Annotated in this window: 20 protein-coding genes and 2 pseudogenes; 12 read left to right on the plus strand and 10 right to left on the minus strand. The window is 43.0% G+C overall.

The features are described from left to right. From E0H80_RS14365 to E0H80_RS14390, 6 genes and pseudogenes are all read left to right on the plus strand, one after another. Window positions 1–940: pseudogene (locus tag E0H80_RS14365) on the plus strand (DEAD/DEAH box helicase); the annotation flags it as partial. Between the two features lie 402 nt (window positions 941–1,342). Next, window positions 1,343–2,161 (plus strand): ABC transporter ATP-binding protein, encoded by an 819-nt coding sequence (locus E0H80_RS14370; protein WP_131366881.1) that lies wholly within the window; start codon window positions 1,343–1,345, stop codon window positions 2,159–2,161. Then, a complete protein-coding gene (mlaE, locus tag E0H80_RS14375) occupies window positions 2,158–2,937 on the plus strand; it encodes a lipid asymmetry maintenance ABC transporter permease subunit MlaE (RefSeq protein ID WP_131366883.1) in 780 nt (259 codons plus the stop codon). The genes E0H80_RS14370 and mlaE overlap by 4 nt, the downstream gene beginning before the upstream one ends. Continuing rightward, the gene (locus E0H80_RS14380) at window positions 2,934–3,602 is read left to right on the plus strand and encodes an outer membrane lipid asymmetry maintenance protein MlaD (protein ID WP_131366885.1); all 669 of its coding nucleotides are present in this window, start codon (window positions 2,934–2,936) and stop codon (window positions 3,600–3,602) included. The genes mlaE and E0H80_RS14380 overlap by 4 nt, the downstream gene beginning before the upstream one ends. Window positions 3,603–3,620: 18 nt before the next feature. Continuing rightward, entirely contained in the window at window positions 3,621–4,253 is a 633-nt protein-coding gene (locus tag E0H80_RS14385) for an MlaC/ttg2D family ABC transporter substrate-binding protein (protein ID WP_131366887.1), read from the plus strand. A 15-nt stretch (window positions 4,254–4,268) separates the two neighbouring features. Further along, complete coding sequence (locus E0H80_RS14390; protein ID WP_131366889.1) at window positions 4,269–4,559, plus strand: STAS domain-containing protein; 291 nt, start codon at window positions 4,269–4,271, stop codon at window positions 4,557–4,559. A 107-nt stretch (window positions 4,560–4,666) separates the two neighbouring features. Here E0H80_RS14390 and E0H80_RS14395 read toward each other — a convergent pair whose 3' ends face one another. Next, on the minus strand, window positions 4,667–5,680 hold the full coding sequence (locus E0H80_RS14395) for a CorA family divalent cation transporter (RefSeq protein ID WP_131366892.1): 1,014 nt from the start codon (window positions 5,678–5,680) through the stop codon (window positions 4,667–4,669). Between the two features lie 148 nt (window positions 5,681–5,828). Here E0H80_RS14395 and E0H80_RS14400 point away from each other — a divergent pair, with 148 nt between their 5' ends. Continuing rightward, window positions 5,829–6,422, plus strand: coding sequence for a TIGR00730 family Rossman fold protein (locus tag E0H80_RS14400; protein WP_131366894.1), 594 nt, complete (start codon window positions 5,829–5,831; stop codon window positions 6,420–6,422). Window positions 6,423–6,424: 2 nt separating this feature from the next. Beyond that, window positions 6,425–6,832, plus strand: a complete 408-nt coding sequence (locus E0H80_RS14405) for an NUDIX hydrolase (protein WP_131366896.1) — start codon at window positions 6,425–6,427, stop codon at window positions 6,830–6,832. A gap of 57 nt (window positions 6,833–6,889) precedes the next feature. On the opposite strand, the gene E0H80_RS14410 is transcribed toward E0H80_RS14405, so the two are convergent. Together E0H80_RS14410 and recG are read right to left on the minus strand one after the other, a co-directional pair. Next, window positions 6,890–7,522, minus strand: a complete 633-nt coding sequence (locus tag E0H80_RS14410; RefSeq protein WP_131366898.1) for a ComF family protein — start codon at window positions 7,520–7,522, stop codon at window positions 6,890–6,892. A 215-nt stretch (window positions 7,523–7,737) separates the two neighbouring features. Further along, window positions 7,738–9,783, minus strand: a complete 2,046-nt coding sequence (gene recG, locus E0H80_RS14415) for an ATP-dependent DNA helicase RecG (protein WP_131366900.1) — start codon at window positions 9,781–9,783, stop codon at window positions 7,738–7,740. 35 nt (window positions 9,784–9,818) lie between these two features. Between recG and E0H80_RS14420 the strand changes: the two genes are divergently transcribed. Then, window positions 9,819–10,625, plus strand: a complete 807-nt coding sequence (locus E0H80_RS14420; protein WP_131366902.1) for an NAD-dependent epimerase/dehydratase family protein — start codon at window positions 9,819–9,821, stop codon at window positions 10,623–10,625. Between the two features lie 121 nt (window positions 10,626–10,746). Here E0H80_RS14420 and plsB read toward each other — a convergent pair whose 3' ends face one another. After that, window positions 10,747–13,323: a glycerol-3-phosphate 1-O-acyltransferase PlsB gene (plsB, locus tag E0H80_RS14425; RefSeq protein WP_131366904.1), complete on the minus strand. Its 2,577-nt coding sequence runs from the start codon at window positions 13,321–13,323 to the stop codon at window positions 10,747–10,749. 292 nt (window positions 13,324–13,615) lie between these two features. Here plsB and E0H80_RS14430 point away from each other — a divergent pair, with 292 nt between their 5' ends. Together E0H80_RS14430 and E0H80_RS14435 are read left to right on the plus strand one after the other, a co-directional pair. Further along, window positions 13,616–14,488, plus strand: coding sequence for an acyl-CoA thioesterase (locus tag E0H80_RS14430; protein WP_067868620.1), 873 nt, complete (start codon window positions 13,616–13,618; stop codon window positions 14,486–14,488). A gap of 346 nt (window positions 14,489–14,834) precedes the next feature. Beyond that, a complete protein-coding gene (locus E0H80_RS14435) occupies window positions 14,835–16,073 on the plus strand; it encodes a dicarboxylate/amino acid:cation symporter (RefSeq protein WP_131366906.1) in 1,239 nt (412 codons plus the stop codon). 619 nt (window positions 16,074–16,692) lie between these two features. Here the strand turns inward: E0H80_RS14435 and E0H80_RS14445 are convergent. The 6 genes and pseudogenes from E0H80_RS14445 to E0H80_RS14470 all read right to left on the minus strand — a co-directional run. Continuing rightward, window positions 16,693–17,006: pseudogene (locus tag E0H80_RS14445) on the minus strand (metal-dependent hydrolase); the annotation flags it as partial. Between the two features lie 152 nt (window positions 17,007–17,158). Continuing rightward, a complete protein-coding gene (yihA, locus tag E0H80_RS14450; RefSeq protein ID WP_131366908.1) occupies window positions 17,159–18,019 on the minus strand; it encodes a ribosome biogenesis GTP-binding protein YihA/YsxC in 861 nt (286 codons plus the stop codon). 101 nt (window positions 18,020–18,120) lie between these two features. Then, window positions 18,121–18,564, minus strand: coding sequence for an RrF2 family transcriptional regulator (locus E0H80_RS14455; RefSeq protein WP_131366910.1), 444 nt, complete (start codon window positions 18,562–18,564; stop codon window positions 18,121–18,123). Window positions 18,565–18,657: 93 nt separating this feature from the next. Continuing rightward, window positions 18,658–19,422: a globin domain-containing protein gene (locus E0H80_RS14460; RefSeq protein ID WP_131366912.1), complete on the minus strand. Its 765-nt coding sequence runs from the start codon at window positions 19,420–19,422 to the stop codon at window positions 18,658–18,660. A 147-nt stretch (window positions 19,423–19,569) separates the two neighbouring features. Further along, a complete protein-coding gene (locus tag E0H80_RS14465) occupies window positions 19,570–21,153 on the minus strand; it encodes a helicase HerA-like domain-containing protein (RefSeq protein WP_131366914.1) in 1,584 nt (527 codons plus the stop codon). 33 nt (window positions 21,154–21,186) lie between these two features. After that, a complete protein-coding gene (locus tag E0H80_RS14470; protein ID WP_131366916.1) occupies window positions 21,187–22,389 on the minus strand; it encodes a PLP-dependent transferase in 1,203 nt (400 codons plus the stop codon). 157 nt (window positions 22,390–22,546) lie between these two features. On the opposite strand from E0H80_RS14470, the gene E0H80_RS14475 reads away from it, so the two are divergent. Then, a complete protein-coding gene (locus tag E0H80_RS14475) occupies window positions 22,547–23,284 on the plus strand; it encodes a type 1 glutamine amidotransferase (protein WP_131366918.1) in 738 nt (245 codons plus the stop codon). Window positions 23,285–23,376 lie beyond the last annotated feature (92 nt).

The raw sequence follows: 23,376 nt of genomic DNA on the forward strand, positions 1-23,376 counted from the left end.
CGAAGACTATGTACACCGTATCGGTCGTACAGGTCGTGCCGGTCGTACAGGTAATGCAATTACTCTGGCGACTTACCGTGAACGCGGTAAGATCCGTGCGCTTGAAGACTTCCTAGATGCACGTTTAAACGTGTCTGAAATTGAAGGTCTTGAGCCATCTCCACCTCCTGCACGCGGTGCTCGTGATGGCGCTGGTCGTGGTCGTGATGGCGGTCGTGGCGGTTTCGGCGGTGGTCGTGGTCGTGATGGCGGCGGTCGTAGCGGTGGCGGTTTCAGCGGTGGTCGTGATGGCGCTCGTGGCGGTGATCGTCCACAACGTAGCTTCGATGACAAACCACGTGGCGATCGTCCACAACGTAGTTTCGATGACAAACCACGTGGCGAACGTCCTTCTTATGGCGATGATCGTCCTAAGCGTGATTTCGGTGATCGTCCAGCTCCACGTCGTGAAGGCGGTTTTGGTGATCGTCCACAACGTTCTTTCGATGACCGTCCAAAACGTGATTTCGGTGATCGTCCAGCTCCACGTCGTGAAGGCGGTTTTGGTGATCGTCCACAACGTTCTTTCGATGATCGTCCAGCGCCACGTCGCGAAGGTGGTTTCGGTGATCGTCCACAACGTTCGTTTGGTGACAAACCACGTACGGCTGATGACAACCGTGGTAATCGTGTAGATTACAAACCAGCTCGTGAAGGTGATCGTCCAGCTCCACGTCGTGAAGGGGATCGTCCAGCTCCACGTCGTGACTACGGTGATCGTCCGGCTCCACGTCGTGAAGGCGGTTTCGGTGATCGTCCACAACGTTCTTTCAGCGATGATCGTCCTAAGCGTACTTTCGGTGGCGAAGATCGTCCACGTCGTAGCTTTGATGACAAACCACGTACTGAACGTCCAGCTTTTGGTGGCGAAGAACGTCCACGTCGTAAATTTAACGACTAATTTACTCGTTAAATTTAGATAGAAAAAACCGGTGGAAACACCGGTTTTTTTATGGATTAATATTTGATCTTATAAGATAAAAATGTATACTCAATCATGTTTTGTTTTAAAATCGTTAAATATGAACAATCAATCTGTGCATCATATTCAAAATTTTAATCAAGAGGTGATTATGCCTTATATTGGTTTGGCCTTATTGTTAGGTAATATTGGGTACTATATCTATAACGTGTTTCTGTAACACAGCGTCCTGTTTTTATAGCTGGTTTTTATAAAAAATAAAATTACAATTAAATTCATTAGAAACTTCACTGGATTCATCGCCTTTTATCTAAAAGTGACATTTTAAGCTTTAATCCTTTATAGTATGGATGCTGAAAAAATGTAGGAAAACGCTCAGCTATGAATAAGCCAATACCCTCTCAATCTCATTCTTTGATTGAGATTAAAAATCTGAGCTTTAAACGAGGGGAACGTATCATTTATGACAATATCAGTCTAACGATTCGTCGGGGTCAAATCACTGCCATTATGGGACCTTCAGGTACAGGTAAAACTACCTTGCTGCGTCTGATTGGTGGGCAGCTGGTTCCAGACCAAGGCCAAATTCTACTCGATGGAAAAGATATTGCCACAATGTCGCGGTCTGACCTGTTTGCTGCACGGGCGCGTATGGGAATGCTGTTCCAAAGCGGGGCGCTATTTACCGATATGACCACTTATGAAAATGTGGCATTTCCACTTCGGGCCCATACCAGGTTGCCTGAACACCTAATCGCTGAAATTGTGGCATTAAAATTAGAGTCTGTGGGTTTGCGCGGTGCAGAACAGCTGATGCCGTCCGAGCTGTCGGGTGGGATGAACCGTCGTGTCGCACTGGCACGTGCCATTGCGCTTGATCCAGAACTGATTATGTATGATGAGCCATTCGCGGGCCAAGATCCGATTGTGATGGGGGTTTTGAGCCGTTTAATCCGTTCGCTACGTGAAGCTCTGGACTTAACCACCATTATTGTCTCGCATGATGTGGCAGAGACGTTGTCGATTGCTGACTATATTTATGTGGTGGCAGAGGGCAAGATTCAGGGGGAAGGCACGCCTGCTGAACTCAGAGAACATGCTTCACCTTTTGTGCGTCAATTTCTCACCGGTTCAATAGATGGTCCGGTCGATTATCAATTTAGCCATCAAGCTTATTTAAGTGATGAGGTACGTTCATGAATGCCATTGCCTTATTAGGTAGACGCGTTATTGAACGTGTACGTGGTATTGGTGTGGCAACGGTGATGTTGCTGCAAATTTTATTTTCCATGCCGACCAGATTAGGCGTAACGCTGTTTATCTATCAAATGCACCGTATTGGGGTCATGTCATTATTGATCATTGGTGTGTCTGGTCTGTTTATTGGCTTGGTGCTGGGTTTGCAAGGCTATTCCATTTTGGTGAATGTCGGTTCTGAAGCAATGCTTGGAACGATGGTGTCGCTGACGTTATTACGTGAACTTGCACCAGTCGTTGCAGCCTTGTTGTTTGCGGGGCGCGCCGGTTCGGCACTGACCGCTGAAATTGGCCTAATGAAAGCCACAGAGCAACTTTCCAGCATGGAAATGATTGGGGTCGATCCGCTAAAACGTATTGTTTCACCACGTTTGTGGGCAGGTGTTGTCAGTTTACCCATGCTGACCGTGATTTTTGCAGCCATTGGTATTTTGGGTGGTAAAATGGTCGGGGTCGATTTTTTAGGTGTTGATGAAGGTTCTTATTGGAGCGGTATGCAAAGTTCCGTTCAGTTTGGACATGATGTGGTCAATGGTATTATCAAAAGTATAGTTTTTGCCCTGATTTGTACCTGGATTGCGGTGTATCAAGGTTATGCCTGTGAGCCGACATCTGAAGGGATTGCAACATCTACAACCCGTACAGTGGTTTATTCGTCATTGTGTGTATTAGGTTTTGATTTCGTGTTGACTGCGGTCATGTTTGGAGGGGTTCAATGAAATCACGTACAAGTGAGCTGACCGTCGGTATTTTTGTCATTATCTTCGGTGTGGCGTTATTTTTCTTGGCCATGAAAGTGAGTGGATTGTCTGGCACCAATTTACGTGATGCTTATGATATGACTGCACAATTTGACAATGTAAATGGTTTAAAGCCGCGTGCTAAAGTCACCATGAGTGGGGTAACGATTGGTCGTGTCACCGATATTACTCTTGATCCGGTCTCACGTTTAGCCACCGTTCATTTTGAACTCGATGGCAAGCTGACTTCATTCAATAAAGAGCAGCTTAAAACGGTTAAAGCCAATGCTTTAGACGAACTGCGCTATAGCACTGAATATACTGAAGCAACGCCTGCACAACAAAAAGAAATGGAAAAACAACTCGTTGATAACATGAGCTCCATCACCAGTATTGATGAAGATGCTTATATTATGGTCGCAACCAATGGTTTATTGGGTGAAAAATATTTGAAAGTGGTTCCAGGCGGTGGTTTGAACTACGTGAAACGTGGTGAAAGTATTGCCAATACACAAGGCACCATGGACCTTGAAGATTTGATTAGTAAGTTTATTACTGGTGGTGCGGGTAAATCATCAGAAAAAGCGACAGATGCAAAAATATCAGGTGAATCGGCAGATGCAGAAGCATCCTTTGTTGAATAATTTGGAGAGGAAGTTTTAATGAATACTTTAGTTAAACATGTACTTACGGCTAGTATTTTATCAACAATGATGGCGACTACTGCATTTGCAGTACCGGCGGAAGCTCCACCTACTTTTGTTAAAAAAGTTGCAGATGGTCTGATTTCACGCTTGAAAGCGGATCAAGCTAAATTGCAAAATAATCCAGCTGCAGTGAAAACGATTGTACGTCAAAATCTTGACCCTTATATTGATTCACAAGCATTTACCCGTATTGTGATGGGGACATATGCGACCAATCAATATAGTACTGCTGCTCAGCGTGCTCAGTTTGAACGTAACTTCCGTGAAACTTTAATTGAAAACTACGGTAGCGCGTTTGCTAAGTTCTCAAATCAGTCTTATAGCCTTCGTCCATATAAAGAGACCAACAGTAAAAACCCTGTGGTGACAATGGACTTTAATAACAAAGGTGAAAAAATTCCTGTATCTTTCCAATTGGTGGATAAAGGCAATCAATGGAAAATCCGCAATATTAATGTATCGGGCATTGATTTAGGTTTGCAGTTCCGCAATCAGTTTGCTGCGACCGTAAAACGTAATGGTGGTAGTTTGGATAAAGCGATTGCAAACTTCCAGCCAGATGCAGAAGTAGCTGTTAATAAGAAATAATTGAGTAGGTGTTCGGTGATTGAATTCATTTATCAGGAATTACAGGTTTCTGGAAAAATAGATTATCTCAATGCTGAAAGCTATTATCAGCAGGGTTTAAAACTGATTCAATCTCAAAATCAGTTTCCGGTAGTAGTGAATTTGGCCCAGTTAGAGCAGGGTAGTACCTTGGCTTTGGCAGTATTGGTGCGCTGGTTGCGCCAGACTCCGAAAGCACAAGGCATCCAGTTTAAAGCTGTACCTGAAAAAATGCTGAAAATTATTCAAGCCTGTCATTTACAAAATGACCTGCAATTGATTGCCTGAATACTGAGAGATAAAAAAGCACCGTAAGGTGCTTTTTTATTGTCTGTAAATAGGTATTTATCAGCAGTTCTTGTGCTTCGCTCTAAAAGCAGTGCTTTAAAGCTCGCTTAAATCCATTTTTTCCAGCGGAAATAAATCAATGGACCAATGAAGAAAGCGAGCAAAATAATACCGACCATAATGAAGCTGCTTGTTCCTTTGGCAAAAGGCAGTACATCGGTATTCATGCCATAAATACTCGCAATCAGCATGGGAGGCGCGAGCATACTGGGCAAAATCGAGAATCGACGAATCGTATCGTTCTGTTCAGTGTTAATGAATCCGGAGGTGGTATCGAGTAAGAATCGTACTTTTTGGAATAAGAATGCATCATGTTCCACAAGGGAGCGCACGTCTTCACTCAGTTCTCGAATATCGGCATCGTAAATATGGCTGCCCAAAGCACGTGGGCGGGACAAGAACGTCAGCACACGGCGTAAATCGATTAAACATAATTGTGCTTTTCCAAGCATGTCTTCTAATTGGGCCAAGCGGGTAATCATGTCATCCAAATCGAGTATTTGTTCACGATGGCGGTTATTCAATACTTCGGTGGAATATTTTTCCAGGTCTTTGTGAACATCTTCCAGGATATCCGCAAGCTCATCCAGTTTGGCTTCAAGCAGACCCAGTAATACCCAGGTGGGATCTTTATAGTCAATTTCATAATCATTACGACGTGCACGGGCACGAAAGGCACGGAATGCAACCAGTTTTTCACCACGCAAGGTAAACAGGTGCTGTTTATGCAGAATAAATGCAACGGTTTGTACGGTGGCTAAAATACTTGAATCGTCATCTGTTTCCCCATCGACCTGAAAGTTTTTATTTTTCGTTAAAAAGTAGGTGCTGATATGTAAAATACCGTCATCATCACGGTAAAATCGTGCTGATGAGGAAATGTCTTCTAATGATTTTAGCGTGGGGAGATTCTGGTCATAGGCATCCAAGACCCACTGTTGTTCTTCTTGTGAGGGTGCAATTAAATCAATCCACACCAAATCTGGGTGAAGATCAAAGCCCCCATTAATGGTGGCATCTTCCAAACTACCGCGCTCTGTGGCGTAAAAGGCTTCAAGCATGCTGTCTTTTCCCTGCGCAGTATAGGTTAATCAATGGGTGTATTTTAGACAAGGAATTGAATAAAAACACTGCTTGAATCACTTTTTTATTAAAAATCTCCTGAAAATTTAACTTATTAGTATAGCATCTTCAAAACATGGTGAAAAAATGACGAATTCAATCGCAATTTTTTGTGGTTCAGCAGTGGGGACAGATACTATTTTTTTAGACACTGCACAGAAAGTAGGTCAAACAATTGCCAAGCAAGGCAAAACACTGGTGTATGGCGGTGGTCGTTCAGGCTTGATGGGTATTGTTGCCGATAGTGCTTTACAGGCGGGCGGTAAAGTCATCGGTGTGATTCCAAATGCATTGGTTGACAGGGAGCTTGCACATCCACATTTAACCGAGTTGCATGTGGTTACCAATATGCATGAACGTAAAACCAAGATGTCGGAATTGTCCGATGCATTTATAGCTTTACCGGGTGGTGCAGGAACGCTGGAAGAAATCTTTGAGCAATGGACTTGGGCGCAGTTAGGCATTCATTTAAAGCCATGTGCATTTTTAAATGTAGAGGGTTTTTATGATGATTTGCTGAAATTTATCCAGTTGACCACGGTAAAAGGTTTTACTCATTCACGCTTTACCGACAGTATTATTGCTTCAGATTCTATCGAAGATATTTTACTGCAATTTGATGCTTTTCAGGCCCCGCAACCGAAATGGGGTATGGTCGATCAGCAAGAATTGGTGAAATAAAGATGAAAGTGATTACCGTGGCAGCCGCCATTATTTTAAATGATCAGCACCAGCTTTTAGTGGTACGTAAACAGAATACCTCGTGTTTTATGCAGGTAGGTGGCAAGCTTGAACCGAATGAACTTCCTGAACACACCATGTTGCGTGAAATTCAGGAAGAAATCGGTTGTCAGGCATCGATTGAGCAATTTGTCGGGCGTTTTGAAACGGCCACTGCCAATGAACCTGATCATTTATTGGTAAGTTATGTCTATAGAGTGACTTTGGAGGATGCGCCGAAAATTGATGCAGAAATTGCAGAGATGAAGTGGGTTGATGTAGAGGATCAGCAAACTAAACTTGCGCCTTTAACCACAGAAATTGTGATGCCGTGGGTGCAGCAGTTTTTAACAGAAAGTGCGATTTCTTAGATAGGGACTAAAGCAAGGTTTACCTTTTTACTTGTCTTTTAAAAAAGGAAGCAATCTTTAAGTTTCGGCACTTGCGATACACGCTGCATAAATTTTATGACAACCCAGTTGTTCAAGCTTTTGTTTTAATGCATGGATAGAGCTGCCTGTGGTCACCACGTCATCTAAAATAAGCACACGGCGGTAACGAAGTTTTGATGTGGAGTTGATCTGAAACTGTTGTTCAATATTATCAAGACGTTCTAGCCGGCTTAAACCTTTTTGTGAATACTGCTGTAAACGGCTGACAGGTTGCCAGACCGGAACATTGATTTGTTTGGCCATAATTTTAGCCAGCACCAGAGACTGATTGTAGCCGCGTTCCAGCAGTCGTTGTGTTGATATCGGCATCGGGACAATAGCCTGAATTTTGGGTAGGTGAAGTTCGATTAATGTGCCGGCAAGCAGGTTTTGAAAATGTAGGTGTTGTTCATATTTAAATTTTTGAATGATGCGATCAATCGGATAGTCATAATGACAAGCCACTTGAATATTCATTTCCTGTCGCTGAACCGTACTTTTAGACCACGGCAATTGTTGCCAGCAATCTTTACAGAGTGAATGTTGGTGGTTCCGGTCAATTCCACATAGTGTGCAAGATGCAATGCCTTGGATTATTTTGCGGAATAATGGATTAATGAATTGCAGCATGGTTTGATTCTTCTTTTTATTTAGCGTTAATTTTACACAACGTGGATGAAGGCTCAAGAGTTTTTAAATGGATTTAATCACTCATTTTAAAATCTGCAAAGCGTATAGCGACTCTGGTCAGGACAGCATCCATGCTGTCGACTTGATCATAACTATCTGAGTAAATCTTTTATTTTTATATTCCTTATTGAATCTATTGTTTTAAAGTAGATTCTCTACACATATGCATAGCGTGGTGCTTCAGGCAACCAGCGTTTGAGTAAAGCTTTGGCATTTTCCGGATAATCTTTGAGAATTTGCTGTGCAACATAATGCGCTTGACTCAGCAGATGATCGTCTCGTTCAAGCTTGGCAACCCGAAAACCCATGTCACCGGTTTGCTTGGTGCCAAGTAGCTCACCCGGACCGCGAATTTCCAGATCTTTTTCTGCAATCACAAAACCATCATTACTTTCCCGCAAAATACGTAAGCGTTCCTGTCCATTTTGTGATAACGGGCTTTTATACAGCAGGGCACAGAAACTGGCTGTGGCACCACGGCCAACCCGTCCACGTAATTGATGTAGCTGAGAAAGACCTAATCGTTCAGCATTTTCAATCACCATAATCGAGGCATTCGGCACATCGACCCCGACTTCAATGACTGTGGTGGCAATCAATAGTTGCAGCTGATTATCTTTAAATTGTTGCATCACCGACTGTTTTTCATCGGCTTTCATTTTGCCATGCACCAGACCAATATTGATGTGTGGAAAGCGCTCTTTAATTTCCTGATAAGTGGCTTCAGCCGCTTGAGCATCCAAGGTTTCCGATTGTTCCACCAAGGTACACACCCAATAAGCCTGTTTGCCTTCAGCACAGTTAGTGGTAACCCGATTTAACACTTCTTCACGGCGGTCTAAAGGAATGGTGACGGTTTGAATTGGGGTACGACCCGGGGGAAGTTCATCAATCACCGAGGTATCCAAATCGCCGTAAGCAGACATTGCCAGTGTGCGTGGAATCGGGGTGGCCGTCATCACCAGTTGATGCGGTGTCATATTGTTGGCCCCTTTATTACGTAAGGCCAGCCGTTGATCGACTCCAAAGCGATGCTGTTCATCAATAATTACCAAACCGAGTTTGGCGAAACCGACATTTTCCTGAAACAGGGCATGGGTACCGACGACTAAATTGGCAGAACCTTCTTTGATGCCTTGTTCTGCTGCTGCGCGAGCTTTACCTTTTTGTTTCCCGGAAAGCCATGACACAGTTAAGCCAAGGGGTTCAAACCATTTTTTAAAATTTAAATAATGTTGCTCTGCTAAGATTTCAGTCGGTGCCATTAGCGCTACTTGCCAACCTTCTTCCAATGCATGACAGGCTGCAACACCAGCCACCAAAGTTTTACCTGCACCGACATCACCCTGAACTAAACGCAGCATCGGTTTGTTTTGTTTTAAGTCCTGCACAATTTCTTTGGAGACACGTTTTTGTGCACCGGTCAGACTAAAAGGCAAGCTGCCCAATAACTGTTTGGCAAAGTTTTTACTTGGTGAAAAAGACGGTGCTTCAATTTGCTGAATATACGCCCGGCGTGAAAGCAGACTAATCTGATGGGCGACCAGTTCTTCAAAAATTAAACGCTGCTGGGCAGGATGTGAGCCTTGTGCCAGTTGCAACATATTGGCATTTAATGGCGGTTCATGAATATATTCCAGTGCTTGTTTCAGCGCATAACCATTGGTAAATTTTTCCGGCAATAATTCAGGCAGGTCATCACTATGCTGTTTCAGGGCCTGTTTGACATAGTCACGGATTTTGGCTTGAGTTAAACCGTCAGTAGCCGGATAAATCGCGGTCAGTTCAGTTTTGGGTAAGGGGGTATGTTCGGTGATCAGCTGAATTTCTGGATGATAAAGCTCTAAACCGCGTGCACCGACACGAACTTCACCAAAGATGCGCAGTTGATTGCCGGGTTTGGCACGATCGGTCAGGGCTTTATAGACATGGTAAAAACGCAAGGTGACTTTGCCGAAATCATCTTCTAGCAGCACCGCCATAGATTTGCGCTTACCGGGTGGAAAATCTACACCTTTGACCACGCCTTCTAGCAAATAGCTGCGCCCCACGATCAATTGGTTCATGGCGATGATCGTGCTACGATCTTCATAATCACGTGGCAGATGAAAAAGTAAATCATCTGTGCTGAAAATATTCAGTTTTTCCAGTAAAGCAGCAGAGGCATTTCCTACCCCTTGCAATTGATGGACAGCGGCCATTTACCCTCAACTTCGGTTATGTAATCAGGTGTTTAATGCATATATTATTTATTGGTTATGGTAAAACATCTCAGCGCGTTGCCAAACAGTTATTTGAGCAAGGCCACCAAATTACCACAATTAGCCAAAGTCCGAAAACGGATCAATTTGCGACGCATCTGATTCAGGATGTTCATCACCTGGATTTAGCCAATATTTCCGCTATTGATTGGGTTTATGTTCTGCTGTCACCTTCACAAAGCACGATTGACGGGTATCAGCGAACCTATATCGACTCTATTGCCCCCATTGTCGCCGCATTAAACCCTCATCCAGTTCAAAAGATTGTCGTGGTGTCATCTACCCGTGTGTATGGTGAAAATAAAGGCGAGCGGGTTGATGATGATTCATTCATTCAGCCAATAGATGAACAAGGCCAATTACTCTTAAAGATGGAGCAGCTGTATCAGCAGGCTTGTCCCAATCAATGCATCATCATTCGTCCCACCGGCATTTATGGTACATCCGTTGCCCGCATGATCAAGCTGGCTGAAATCACTCAAAGTTATGCCAAAGTTCACTATAGCAACCGTATTCATATTGATGATTTAGCCCGATTTCTGGCGCAATTGATTCACGTGGAACATCCAGATCATTGCTATATAGTCAGCAATAACCAACCGATTGCTTTACATGAAGTGATTCAATGGTTTCAACGGCAGCTGAATTTACCTAAACTGGTTTTAGAAACTGAAGAGCTGTCAGGAAAAAGAATGTATGCAACGCGGATGGCTAAAACAGGATTTGAGCTGGAACATGCAGACTGTTTTGGGGATTATTTGCAGATGCTAGGAAATAAATGACGCTCCTTCTCCCTCTGGGAGAAGGTTGGGATGAGGTTGTTATAATTAACCTCTCCCTTGCGAACTTAGAATATATTCTCAGGGTTCTCCTCTCCTTGAAGGAGAGGGAACTATTAAGGCGCTACTTCTTTTTACGTTTTAAACGACGCTTCGCTTGTTGAGCCGCAACTGCATCCAATGCTTCTTTTAACTCTTCATCGCTAAAGGTGGTAATGTGCTGCAGCATTTGCAAAGTCACGTCATCCAGAACCAGGTTGGCGTACTGCGCAACATTTTTGAAGTTCTCATCAAACACAATGGCGTTGTCTTCATTGTTACGGATATAGCCCTGTTGGGTCAGTACTTTAATAAAGCTTTGGAACAGGGCTTTATCAAAGAATTCAGGTGAGTTGAACTCATACAACACCGATAGACGTTGACCGACCAAATGACTGAGCTCTTCAACCTGACGGGTTGAAATGTTGCCTGAACCACGCTGCGTGATCAGAGCCAGAGTCATGTAATAACGCTCAAGACTTTGCATCACAGGGGCAGCCAAAACCACCAGCTGGTTATGGTCTTCTGAATTAGGTGCAGGCGAAACCAGATTACCTTCAATATCTTCAAAAATCAGTTTGGCTTGAATTAAGGCTTCGACATAGGCACAGATTTGATCTTTCAACTCATCATCTTGCCATTTTAAGAACAATTCTGCTTTTAAGAAGGGATAGAGCGTACGAATCACATTAATCAAATCACCACGGCGAATTAAACCGTTATGCTCAACCAAAGCAGCAATTAAAGACGGCAATACAAAGGCATGCAGAATGTTATTGCGGAAGTAAGTCAGTAAAACCGCTTGATTGTCTTCAATCGCAATAATATCGCCCAACACATGTTTGATGCGTTTAATCAGTTTCAGTTTTAAACCGTAGGCAATAATTTCTTTGCCTGAAAGCGGTGTAACTTGTGTACGTTCGTCATAAGGCAAGGCAGCGACCAGCTTGCGATATGCATCGAGTTGTTTAATGCAGATCTCTTCATCCAAAGTATGTTTTGGTGTTGCCAGTAGAATCAGAGAAAGCAGTGAAACCGGGTTAATTACTACGGCACGGTTAATATTTTCTAAAATCGCATGCGCTGAACTGCTGACTGCATCCGACACTTCTTGCGGAAGGGGATCATCATTCTTTTCAATCTTGATCTGATCTGCACCGTGTTTTTTCAGCATGTCATCTAAAAATACCGGTTCACCAAAGTTGACATGGACTTTACCGAAAATGCGCTCGATTTTACGCAAGGTTTTTAAAATACCAATAATCGATTCAGATTCTTTCGGCTTGCCTTGCATTTCACCGACATAGGTTGAACCTTCCATCAGGCGTTCATAACCAATATAAGTCGGCAAAAACACGATTGGTTTTGATCGACCACGTAAATGACTATGGACTGTCATTGCGAGCATACCGGTTTTGGCTGGCAACAAACGCCCTGTACGTGAGCGGCCACCTTCAATAAAATATTCCAGTGGCGTATTACGTGACAAAATGCTGAACAGGTATTCTTTGAATACCGTGGTATATAAGCCATTGCCACGGAAGGTGCGGCGAATAAAGAATGCACCGCCACCCCGGAGTAATTGACCTACAAACGGCATATTCAGGTTATCACCCGCAGCGATGTACGGCACCATCATGCCGCGCTTGTAAATCACATAAGACAGCAATAAATAGTCAATGTGACTGCGGTGACACGGGGTATAGATAATTTCGTAGTCTTTGGCAAGTTCACGCACGGTACTAAAGTTATGGACTTCTACGCCGTCATACAGCTGCGTCCATAAACGGGTCAGCGCCATATCGGCAAAATGCACTGCAGAATGTGAATAATCAGAGACAATTTCGTTTAAATAAGCAATTGCACGACGTTCAGATTCAATCATGCTGACTTTACTGCGGATACTTTCACGGCGAATGGCTTCTTGTACATCCGTCGATTTGATCAGTGAATGCATCACATTACGACGGTCTGACAGGTCAGGCCCGAGCACAACTTCACGCTGACCGTCTAAATAGTTATTCAGCGTATTGAGAATATAGGTCGCAGGCGACAAGTTGGGATGGGTCTTTTGGGCAAAGTCGATTAGCCCACGCAAGGATTGTCCCTGATGGAATTCCAGATAAGACTGACGACCATGCAAGCCAATATTGACCAATTGCTTGATTGTACCTGGAGTGGCCCAGGTATCGGTAAACAGAAGCTTGAACCAGGAATCTTCTTTATCTGGCGAACGTCCCCACAGTACAGTCACTGGAATCAGTTCAATATCCACTTCAGGATGATGTTCTAAAAGATCAATTAAGCGGAGTAAACGGGGCGGAAAAGCATGGGGCGGTGGATTGAGTAAATTGTTTTCATTGTGATGCTGCAAGAACAGCACCGATGCTTTTTCTTTATGATTCCCGACCATTAAGGGGTCTAAGGCAGCAGGAAGTTTGAGCCGTCGTGTTTCACCATCGACAATCAGTGCATTGCTGCGCGAGTAATTTTGTAGCACATAACAGATGATTTTCTGCGTAACCGGTTGCTCTGTTATCGCATTTACTTCTGTAGTTGTCGGTTCAGTAGGAACCTCACCAAGAACATGTGGGGTTACCACGAGGTCAAGCAGCTTACTTGAAAGCTGACGATACATTTGACCAAAGCCACTCTTGGACATATACACTCCTACTTAAATGACCGAAACCACAGATTTTCTGAGGGGGAAATTGTTATGCTTCATTGTAATTTAAAACAGTATGTCATTTTCTGACAAAATGCATATCGAGTGTTAAATTTTATCGTTAAAAATCGTATTTTTAGCCATTTTGAAGCAAAAATAATCTGACAGACCAGTCAGTCTTAATCTAGGGTTTTGGTCTGGATTTATGGCAAAATAGCTGCAATAGTTTATCTGATTGATTTAAATTTTTCGCCTACATTTCAGGTATCCCCAGCAAAATAGGTCGTTTATGAATGCGTTAACCCAAGAACTGGTTGAATTACTTAGCCTTGAAAAAATTGAAGAAAATATCTACCGAGGCATTAGCCGCAACTTGGTGGGAAAACGTGTCTTCGGTGGTCAGGTGCTAGGGCAGGCATTACGTGCCGCTTCGTATACCACCGATCGTCCTGCACATTCATTACATGCCTATTTCTTGTATGGCGGTGATATCAATGCACCTATTCTGTATCAAGTTGACCGTTTGCGGGATGGGAAAAGCTTTGTCAGTCGCCAGGTTAATGCCATTCAACATGGTCGTACCATTTTTACCGCGATGATTTCTTTTGCTTATCCAGAAGAGGGGTTAAATTACCAGATCAGTGAACCTGAATATCCGGCGCCAGAACAGGTCAAATCAGAAGCTGAACTGAAAAAAATGTTTGTGGAATTTGTGCCGGAAAATGTGCGTGCCAGCTTCATGCGCGATCGTCACATTGATATCCGTCCGATTGATCCAAGCAATCCATTTCAACCCCAACCTGAAGCGCCATCTTATGCGCACTATTTACGCACGCATGATAAAATCGCGCCAGAAATTGACGAGCTTTCTTTACATCAGGCCATTGCTGCATTTTATTCAGACTATACTTTAATGACCACAGCGCTACGTCCGCACGGTTTAAGTTATTTATCGCCAAGTTTACAATGTGCCAGTATTGACCATGCCATGTATTTCCATAAGCCATTCCGTGTCGATGAATGGATGCTATACGACATGGATGCTACGGTAAGTGCGAGTTCGCGTGGCCTGAATTTCGGTCGCATGTGGCAAAACGGTGAGCTGGTGTGCAGTACCACTCAAGAAGGCCTAATTCGTATCCGCGAAATTGAAACTCAATAACCAATCATATTTTTTTATGATGTTATTTTAGTGGCAGTGCGGAATATCTTCCACACATCTTTATGACAGCCATGACTGGAATGAGCACAAGCTGTTTCCTATACTGAAAATGAGCGCGGCGAGAAGAATTATTTTTTTCATATGGGTACTCTTTTAATTATTGGTAGAGGAGTCCTGATTCAAAAGCAGATTTTATGTCCTTTATTCGGCAAGTCGTTGCAGATCCAGATAAAGTCTAAATTCTGCTTTTGCATATTTATGCTGAACGTGTGACAAAAAGTTTCTCGATTCTAAAAATAAGGCATGGCATAGTGCCTGCAAGACTTAACAATAAAAGCATGTAGAGATGAGCTTAAATACCCAAATTTTGATTGCTGCAATTTTAGGCGTGGCTTTCGGTCTTATTCTGAATCTTTATCCCGACACTGCATTTTTTGATGCCAGTTTGTATGGTTTGGGAATTGCCAGCAGTATTTTTATTGGCTTATTGAAGATGCTGTTAATTCCCCTTATTTTTAGTTCAATTGTAGTGGGCGTCTCCAATTTACAAGCGGGTGGGCAATTAGGCAAAGTCTGGAAAATCACCTTGGCCTGCTGCGTCACGACCACCACTTTGGCTTTAATTCTCGGGATCAGTTGTGCGCATCTGTTTGATGTTGGAAAGGGCGTAGACATTGCCCTGTTTCAGGATGCAATGAATAGCCATCAAACCCCAGACACTTTAACGGCAACGTCATTTTTCACCAATTTTATTCAAAATACCCTCATCAATCCTTTTAAAGCTTTTTCTGAAGGTAATGTTCTGGCTGTGGTGCTGTTTGCTTTATTTATTGGTGTAGCTTTGGTGCATGGTGGCGAGCGTTTCAAAACCGTACGTCAAGTCAGTCAGCAGTTTTTCGACATAATGATGTTCATGATCATCTGGGTGATGCGACTGGCACCGATCGGTATTTTTGCTCTGCTGGCAAAACTCATTTCAACCGAAGATATTTCTGTACTGAACCGTCTGATGGAATTTGCTGCTGTGGTGACCGGAACCACTATTTTTCACGGTGCCGTGGTTTTACCGCTACTACTGTGGATTTTTGGCAAGATGGATCCGATCACTTTTTTTAAAGGCACACGCACAGCCTTGATTACTGCTTTTGCCACCAGTTCCAGTTCGGCCACTCTGCCACTTTCCATGAAGTGTGCTCAAGAGAACTTGGGGGTACGTCCGGCAACGGCCGGTTTCGTCATTCCCTTGGGAACACAGCTGAATATGGATGGCACAGCACTTTATGAAGCTGCTGCGGCTTTATTTATTGCTAACCTGATGGGGCTGGATTTAAGTATTGGACAACAGCTTATTGTTTGTTTGACCGCCATGATTGCCTCCTTAGGTGCACCGGGTATTCCAAGTGCAGGCATGGTGACCATGATTATGGTATTGCAGTCAGTCGGTCTGCCGGCGGAAGCCATTGCCATTTTATTGCCGATTGACCGTTTACTGGATACCGTACGTACTGTGGTTAACGTGCAAGGCGATATGATGATTAGTGTGGTGGTTGACCGTCACACCCGTGATGATGAAATTCCAACTTGATCATTTCCCCAGTCTGGATTCCATGCTACTTCCCAACATGTTCATTGGGATCTTGAAAATCACCTGCATCTCCACCGGGAAAGTTGGCTTGTGCAGGTTTAATAATTTGAACACCTGCACAAGCTGCTTGCGCCATGACTTGATCGACTTCTCATGGACTAAAGACCTTATATCCAAGGGTCATTTGGATCGGACAGATTGCACTTAGTTCCAGAGGGGTAGCATGCTGAATACTCTGTTGCGGCTATAAGGCGAGTTTTAAATCTGATTGCAGGTGTATAAAAGCGACTGCACCCGAGTCATAGTGTTGACCCAGAAATACCTTCGTTATGTAAGCTAAACCTTGACAATAAAACTTCAGTGACTGCTCCAAATCCTTGACGGCAAAAGTGATAACAAAAATAGAGGGCTTCATCTTTTATCCGCAGCATTTTTATTATCTGGATTGATTGTAGTGCAAATAAAAATAGGGCATAAAGCCCTACGGTCCGGTATTTTTGTGATTGCCTTAAGCGACTTTCAGTGCTGCGCGTTTTGCAGCAGGTGAGTGATCTAAATAGGCAAGCGCATCTTCAGTTTTGGCTTCATGCACAGGATCGTACTAGGGCATTAAATACTTGCGCTCTACATTAATGCTGCGTACCGAGAGATATTCTTTATTCGCTGAGGCATGTGCCTGCCTGGCTTCCTGACGGATAAAAGCTTTAACATCCTGTTTGAGTTTTTTATCGCTAATTTGCGGCAAGACTTTAGGTTATACAGACAGCGGAACCAGAATTCACCGGCAGGTAAAATCATATTAATTTCATTGACGAAATAACTGACAAAGGGTTGATTTGGAATCCAGTCGAGAGGTGTCGGTTACCATTCAAATTTGACTTTACGCGGCTTGATTTGGTAATCAATTAAAGATCCAATTTTAGACTTTTTCAATCACCATAAAAGCTTCATCATGTTGTTCTTATTTTGTCTGTGATCATGATCACATCCACTTAGGAGCAGTATAAAAAAATGCCCTCCATTGTGCTTAGCAATAGAGGGCATTCAAATATCAAAAGATGATAATTTTTGTCAGACAACCGATATTAGTCAGCTTGTCTACTTTCATCGGTAGCATCTTCGGCAATTTCAATCTCTGCTTCATCATCTGCATACATCGATTCTACCGGTTCATCCAGATCATCGGCATCCGCTTCAGGAATACTATCTAAATCGAATTTGGTCGCTTGTTCCAAGGTGAAATTCAGACGGCCACCCATGACACTGGCAAGTTCTTCCAAACCTTGTTTGTTCATGGATGAGAACAATTGAATGGAGAAGTCCAGTTTCATTTTTTTCAATTGCTGTTGCACTTCTTGCAGCACTTTAGAGGCAGGACCACGGTTAAGTTTATCTGATTTGGTTAACAGGACATGGACGAATAAATGACGTGAATATGCCCATTCCAGCATCATTACGTCAAAGTGTTGCAACGGATGGCGGATATCCATGAGCAGCACCAAACCTTGCAGGCTTTGCCGATGAATCAGATAATTTTCCAGTTCTTTTTGCCAAACAATTTTCATAGCTTCAGGTACGGCGGCATAACCATAACCGGGCAAATCGACCAGACGCTGATCCGGATTACCCAAACTGAAGAAGTTGATCATCTGGGTACGACCCGGCTTTTTCGATGCACGCGCCAATTGTTTTTGATTAGTTAAAGCATTGATGGCACTGGATTTACCGGCATTTGAACGACCGGCAAAAGCAATTTCATAACCTGTGTCTTCTACACACAGGTTGAGCTTAGGCGCACTCATCAAGAATTCGGCTTGGCGTAACCAGTTGAGTGAACGCACGGAATATTCAGTAATGGCAGAATCAACTTTTTTCTCATAGCTGATCTTTTGCTTAGGCGCATTCGCTGTCTTACTGTTTTTGGATTTTCCTCTGCTGTGGTGCATAACTCAACTTCAATAAATGATCTACAAAGAAACATTATAAAGGAAGTCGTCTAGGCAAGCGACCTTTGCATTTTGAAAGCAGTACAACTTCGGCGGACGATTTAAAGATTAAGCAGTGCAATCGGGGGGGGAGATGCGGATTTAGCGGAACTGCCGGTATCCAGCACATCGCCTAAACGATAGTGATCTAGCGACCGGTAGAACTGCTCAAGTGCTTGATCTAAAATGCCTTTAAGTCCGCAGTTGCTGCGCATTACGCAGGGCGGAGTGTTGCATTCCACAATCTGGTTATCGCCTTGCAGGATACGCACAATTTGGCCCAGATTTAAATTTAAAGTTTCTGCATTCAAGCGAATCCCACCGCCTTTGCCGCGTGCGGTAACGATCCAATCCTGTTTTCCCATGAAATGGACAATTTTGACCAGATGATTTTGAGAGACATGCAAATCCTGTGCAATTTCTGCAATGGTATACGGGGTATCTCTGGGTCTAGAGATATACATCAATAGACGCAAGGCATAATCAGTAAATTTATTGAGTTGCATAGGGTCTTTAGAACGTGGGAAGGTGGATAGCCTAACTTGAAAGTTCCCAGAAGGGAACTTTCAATAACAAGCAATTAATGACTGATGATGCATTTAGCCTTTAACTGGTACAGAAACCTGAACCACATCACCAGCTTTGTAGTTTTCAAGCAAGATGTTAGCCACAGAATATTCTGTATGATTTTCTTCAGGTTTTACCTCAAAAGTAAACTGATCTGCAGATTGAGCTTCAGCAAAAGTAAATTGTTGTGGCTGTTGAATATCATGTCCAGGAACTTGAACCTTAACTGAAATATAGCTACCTGCTTCAGCAGCAGCAACCAGCTGACCATCTTGTGCTTTTAAAGTAAAACGTTTACCTGTGTCAGTTGCTTCAACTGCAGCGATTTCAAAAGTACGCCATCCAGCCCAACCGCCATTTTGTGCAGCCAAACCTTCATATTTCTGTTTTTCTACACCGGCTAAGATGCCTGCCAATTGCAGATAAGCCTCTTTCCAGGCAGCAATCAGGTCAGATTCAAAAGGTACATTTAAAACCTCGCTAATTGAATGCAACAGGTTGTCACCAACAATGGCATAGTGATCAGGCTGGATATCCAGGCTGACATGCTTAGTGGTAATGTGCTCAATTGCTTTAGCCAATACACTCGGGTTTTCAATATGTTCTGCATAAGCCAATACAGCAGCAGCCAAGGCGCGTGGCTGACGGCCGCTAGCTTGATGATCTAAGTTAAAGATGTTTTTTAATTCTGGATTGTTGTTCAGCATGCGTTTATAAAAATAGCTGGTCAGTGCAACACCATTTTCACGAAGGACAGGGACAGTGGATTTAACAAGTTCGATATGTTGTGGAGTCATGGCTAGAACATCTGTTAGGGTTATAAGATGTATTTAAAATACATCTTATAAAAATTATTGTAAATACTTCTTTTTAAAAAACCATAAAAAAATTATGGAATATTTGAATATTCCATAATTTTGAAAATCCTGCTAGGAAGAAGAAAGTTATTTTCTGCCGAAAAGAGAACCGAGCAAACCACGGACAATTTTCTGTCCTGTACTTCCCCCTAAACTGCGTGCCGTACTTTTGGCAAATGTTCCGACAATATCTTGAGTGATTTTTTCACGTTGCTTTGAGGCGCGTTCAGCCTCTTTCTGTTGTTCACGTACAATACGTTCTTGTTCGCGTGCTTGCTGTTTGGCAAAAGTTTCCTGATCCTTGGCTTGTTGTTTGATAAGGGCTTCTTGTTGTTTAGCTTGCTGTTTCGCTGTTTCCTCTGCCACTGTCTGTTGCTGACGCTGTGCCACTTTTTGCTGCAATATTTCATACGCACTTTCGCGGTCCACATGCTGCTCATAAATTCCTGCAACAATGCTTTGATTCATCAGTATTTTGCGTTCATCTAAGCTAATCGGGCTAAATGAAGAGTAGGGCGGCATTACCCAGCCACGTTCAACAATCTGTGGAGTGCCTTGCTCATCCAGGCAGCTAATTAAGGCTTCACCGACACCCAGTTCGGTAATGGCTTGATCGACTTTAAATTCAGAATTGGCGCGGAAGGTATCTGCTGCCGTTTTTACCGCTTTTTGATCTTTTGGGGTAAATGCACGTAAGGCATGCTGGATGCGATTACCCAGTTGTCCTAAAACGCTTTCAGGCAGGTCGAGTGGATTTTGTGTTACAAAGTAAATGCCGACCCCTTTGGAGCGAATTAAACGCACCATCTGTTCAATTTTTTCCTGTAGCGCTGTGCTGGCATTATCAAACAATAAATGTGCTTCATCAAAGAAGAACACCAGTTTGGGTTTATCCATATCGCCTACTTCAGGCAATTGTTCAAACAGTTCCGATAACATCCAGAGCAGGAAAGTGGCATACAGTTTGGGAGTGTTCATCAATTTGTCAGCTGCCAACAGGTTGATGTAACCCCGCCCTTGGCTATCCGTCTGAATAAAATCCAGAATGTTTAAACTCGGTTCGCCAAAAAACTGATCGCCACCTTGGTCTGCAAGCGCCAATAAATTACGTTGAATGGCACCCAGACTGGCAGGAGAAAGGTTGCCGTATTCAGCCTGAAATTCCGTGGCATGTTCAGACACATAAGTAATAATAGATTTTAAATCCTTAAAATCAATCAGCAGTAAGCCCTGATCATCTGCAATCCGGAAAACTGCCGAAAGTACCCCTTGTTGTGTGTCATTCAGATTGAGCATTTGTGCTAAGAGTAACGGTCCTATTTCCGAAACGGTGGTTCGAATCGGATGACCTAGTTGGCCAAATAAATCCCAAAACACTACGGGTGATGCAGCAAAGGGGATAGATTCAATATTTAAGACTTTAAGACGTTCATCGAATTTAGCATTACTTGAACCCGCTTTGGCCAGGCTTGAAACATCGCCTTTGGCATCGGCTAAAAACACGGGTACACCAATTCGGGAAAAGTTTTCTGCAAGAACTTTTAACGTCACCGTTTTACCCGTTCCGGTTGCACCCGCGATTAAGCCGTGACGGTTGGCAAACTGTGAATGTAAAACAATCTCTTGCTGCGTATTCGAGGTTTTCTTGGCAATAACGATAGGTGTACTCATGTCTGTTCCTATTTTATTTTCTTATGTTTGGTGTTATTCGAGTTGTGGTGTATTTAATTGTTTTAACGCGTTTTCTATATCTTGAATTAAATCATCTGGATGTTCCAGTCCTATACAAAAACGAACCAGCAATCCTTGTTGTAAATGTGTATGTTCAAGTACACGCATATCTTTTAAGTTATACAGCATGACCAAGCTGACAGGGCCGCCCCAGCTAAAACCCAGCTTGAACAGTTGTAAAGCATCACAGAATTTGCGGATATCTGAGAGCGTATAGTCAGGTTTGAAAATTACACTCACCAAGCCGGCACTTTGGCCCGTATGACAGATTTCTTTCCAGTAGTGATGTCCGGCAGAGGATTCATCGGCAGGATGCAGCACCTGAACAAATTCTTTTTGTCGTTTCAACCAGCCCAGCAGCTTTAAAGTGCTTTGGGACTGATGTTCATAACGAACTCGCATGGAAGCTAAACTGCGTTGAACTTGTGCAGCATCATCCCCTGAAATAGAGATACCTTGAATGGCATGCATACGAAACAGTTGGTGATGTAGGTTTTTATCAACTGTCACCACCGAACCCATCAAAACATCTCCGCCACCGCTTGGATATTTCGTCAGCGCATGTACCGTCAGATCAACACTTAAATGCTGATCAGAAAAATCAAAGGCATTAAAAGCAAGGCCGGCACCCCAAGTATTGTCCAGTGCCGTCAGGATATTGTGTGCTTGAGCTTTTTTGACCAAATTTACCAAATCTGGAAATTCTAAAGTCACAGAACCGGCTGCCTCTAGCCAAATCAGTTTGGCTTTATTGGTAGGCTGGAAACTATCCACATCTATAGAATTGTAAACCTTAACTGAAATGCCATAACGTGTTTCTAGATTACGCAAATGTTCCATGTTTGGCCCATAGATATTGTCTGCAACCCAGACTTCATCTCCGTGTGCTAAAAAACAAGAATTGACTAAATTAATGGCAGACAACCCACTTGGCGCAAGCAGACAATAATCACCTCCTTCAATCTGGGCGATGTTGTCAGCTAAAGTGAAAGTGGTCGGTGTACCGTGGGTGCCATAACTATAGTCATAGTCATCTGTCCAATGGCGATTAAACAGTGCATGGGTATCTTCAAAAATAATGGTCGATGCACGAAACAGGGGAGGTTGAACTGTAGATATGTATTGAGGGGCTTTGCGCGGTGCATGAATCAGTTCTGTTTGCGGATTTTTTTTCAAGGTTCTGCCCTAAGTCGTATCAAAATTAGTCTTAGCTTAAGAGAAACGCGCAAATTAGGCTATATAAATGCCGAAATGTATAGAAACGTTAATCTGCACATAATGTTGGCTTTATTTTTGCAAACCTATCGCAGAACACAACAATAGGTAGGAGCGTATGAAGTCGCATTTAAACGTCCATTATTTTCAGCATATCGCTGGCGAAGGATACGGCAGTTGTTATCCATTTTTAAAACAGCACCAGGCTAAAATGAGTGCAACGGAGTTTTTTGCATTACCTGTAGATCGTCCTTTGGATATTGAAGCTTTACCGCATGTGGAAGATGTGGATTTACTCATTATTATGGGTGGTCCAATGAGTGTGAATGATGAAGCAAATTTTCCTTGGTTAAAGGTCGAAAAACGCTGGTTGCGACGTTACCTGTCGATGGGTAAACCGGCAATTGGTTTATGTTTGGGTGCTCAGCTTATCGCTAATGCATTGGGTGCAGCGGTTAACCGTAATGAAAAACAGGAACTTGGTTGGACGGGGGTACGCAAAGTTAAGCATGTGCCTGAAGCATGTTTTGAATTACCAGCGCAATTTAATGTGATGCAATGGCATAGAGAAACCTTTGAAATACCGAAAGGGGCGATTCATTTGGCTGAAAATGATGTTTGCCGAAACCAGATGTACCAAATTGGCAAAAATGTCTTGGGATTCCAGTTTCATCCAGAAATCACGCCAGAAACACTAAAGCTATTTTTGGAAAATGATGAAGAGCGAGTAAACTTTTCAGGCGATTATGTACAATCCGCGCAACAACTAGAAAAATCGCCAAAAAATAATTTTATTCAAGGAAATCAAATATTAAATAAAGCAATAGAGTATGTTTTGCAAAATACCGGACGTTGATTTATTTTTAAACAATGTTACAAATTTATAATGTCAGAAAACCACTAAAAAGTTGAAAAGAGATTTGCTTAAGCGTTAAACAGTGGCTATAA

It is taken from the genome of Acinetobacter sp. ANC 4779, from assembly GCF_004331055.1.
Lineage (GTDB): Bacteria > Pseudomonadota > Gammaproteobacteria > Pseudomonadales > Moraxellaceae > Acinetobacter.

What these genes read in the sequence shown, in the direction of transcription:
- E0H80_RS14370 (WP_131366881.1), top strand. Translation starts at nt 1,343, where the DNA reads ATGAATAAGCCAATACCCTCTCAATCTCATTCTTTGATTGAGATTAAA.
- mlaE (WP_131366883.1), top strand. Translation starts at nt 2,158, where the DNA reads ATGAATGCCATTGCCTTATTAGGTAGACGCGTTATTGAACGTGTACGT.
- E0H80_RS14380 (WP_131366885.1), top strand. Translation starts at nt 2,934, where the DNA reads ATGAAATCACGTACAAGTGAGCTGACCGTCGGTATTTTTGTCATTATC.
- E0H80_RS14385 (WP_131366887.1), top strand. Translation starts at nt 3,621, where the DNA reads ATGAATACTTTAGTTAAACATGTACTTACGGCTAGTATTTTATCAACA.
- E0H80_RS14395 (WP_131366892.1), bottom strand. Translation starts at nt 5,680, where the DNA reads ATGCTTGAAGCCTTTTACGCCACAGAGCGCGGTAGTTTGGAAGATGCC.
- E0H80_RS14400 (WP_131366894.1), top strand. Translation starts at nt 5,829, where the DNA reads ATGACGAATTCAATCGCAATTTTTTGTGGTTCAGCAGTGGGGACAGAT.
- E0H80_RS14405 (WP_131366896.1), top strand. Translation starts at nt 6,425, where the DNA reads ATGAAAGTGATTACCGTGGCAGCCGCCATTATTTTAAATGATCAGCAC.
- E0H80_RS14410 (WP_131366898.1), bottom strand. Translation starts at nt 7,522, where the DNA reads ATGCTGCAATTCATTAATCCATTATTCCGCAAAATAATCCAAGGCATT.
- recG (WP_131366900.1), bottom strand. Translation starts at nt 9,783, where the DNA reads ATGGCCGCTGTCCATCAATTGCAAGGGGTAGGAAATGCCTCTGCTGCT.
- E0H80_RS14420 (WP_131366902.1), top strand. Translation starts at nt 9,819, where the DNA reads ATGCATATATTATTTATTGGTTATGGTAAAACATCTCAGCGCGTTGCC.
- plsB (WP_131366904.1), bottom strand. Translation starts at nt 13,323, where the DNA reads ATGTCCAAGAGTGGCTTTGGTCAAATGTATCGTCAGCTTTCAAGTAAG.
- E0H80_RS14430 (WP_067868620.1), top strand. Translation starts at nt 13,616, where the DNA reads ATGAATGCGTTAACCCAAGAACTGGTTGAATTACTTAGCCTTGAAAAA.
- E0H80_RS14435 (WP_131366906.1), top strand. Translation starts at nt 14,835, where the DNA reads ATGAGCTTAAATACCCAAATTTTGATTGCTGCAATTTTAGGCGTGGCT.
- yihA (WP_131366908.1), bottom strand. Translation starts at nt 18,019, where the DNA reads ATGCACCACAGCAGAGGAAAATCCAAAAACAGTAAGACAGCGAATGCG.
- E0H80_RS14455 (WP_131366910.1), bottom strand. Translation starts at nt 18,564, where the DNA reads ATGCAACTCAATAAATTTACTGATTATGCCTTGCGTCTATTGATGTAT.
- E0H80_RS14460 (WP_131366912.1), bottom strand. Translation starts at nt 19,422, where the DNA reads ATGACTCCACAACATATCGAACTTGTTAAATCCACTGTCCCTGTCCTT.
- E0H80_RS14465 (WP_131366914.1), bottom strand. Translation starts at nt 21,153, where the DNA reads ATGAGTACACCTATCGTTATTGCCAAGAAAACCTCGAATACGCAGCAA.
- E0H80_RS14475 (WP_131366918.1), top strand. Translation starts at nt 22,547, where the DNA reads ATGAAGTCGCATTTAAACGTCCATTATTTTCAGCATATCGCTGGCGAA.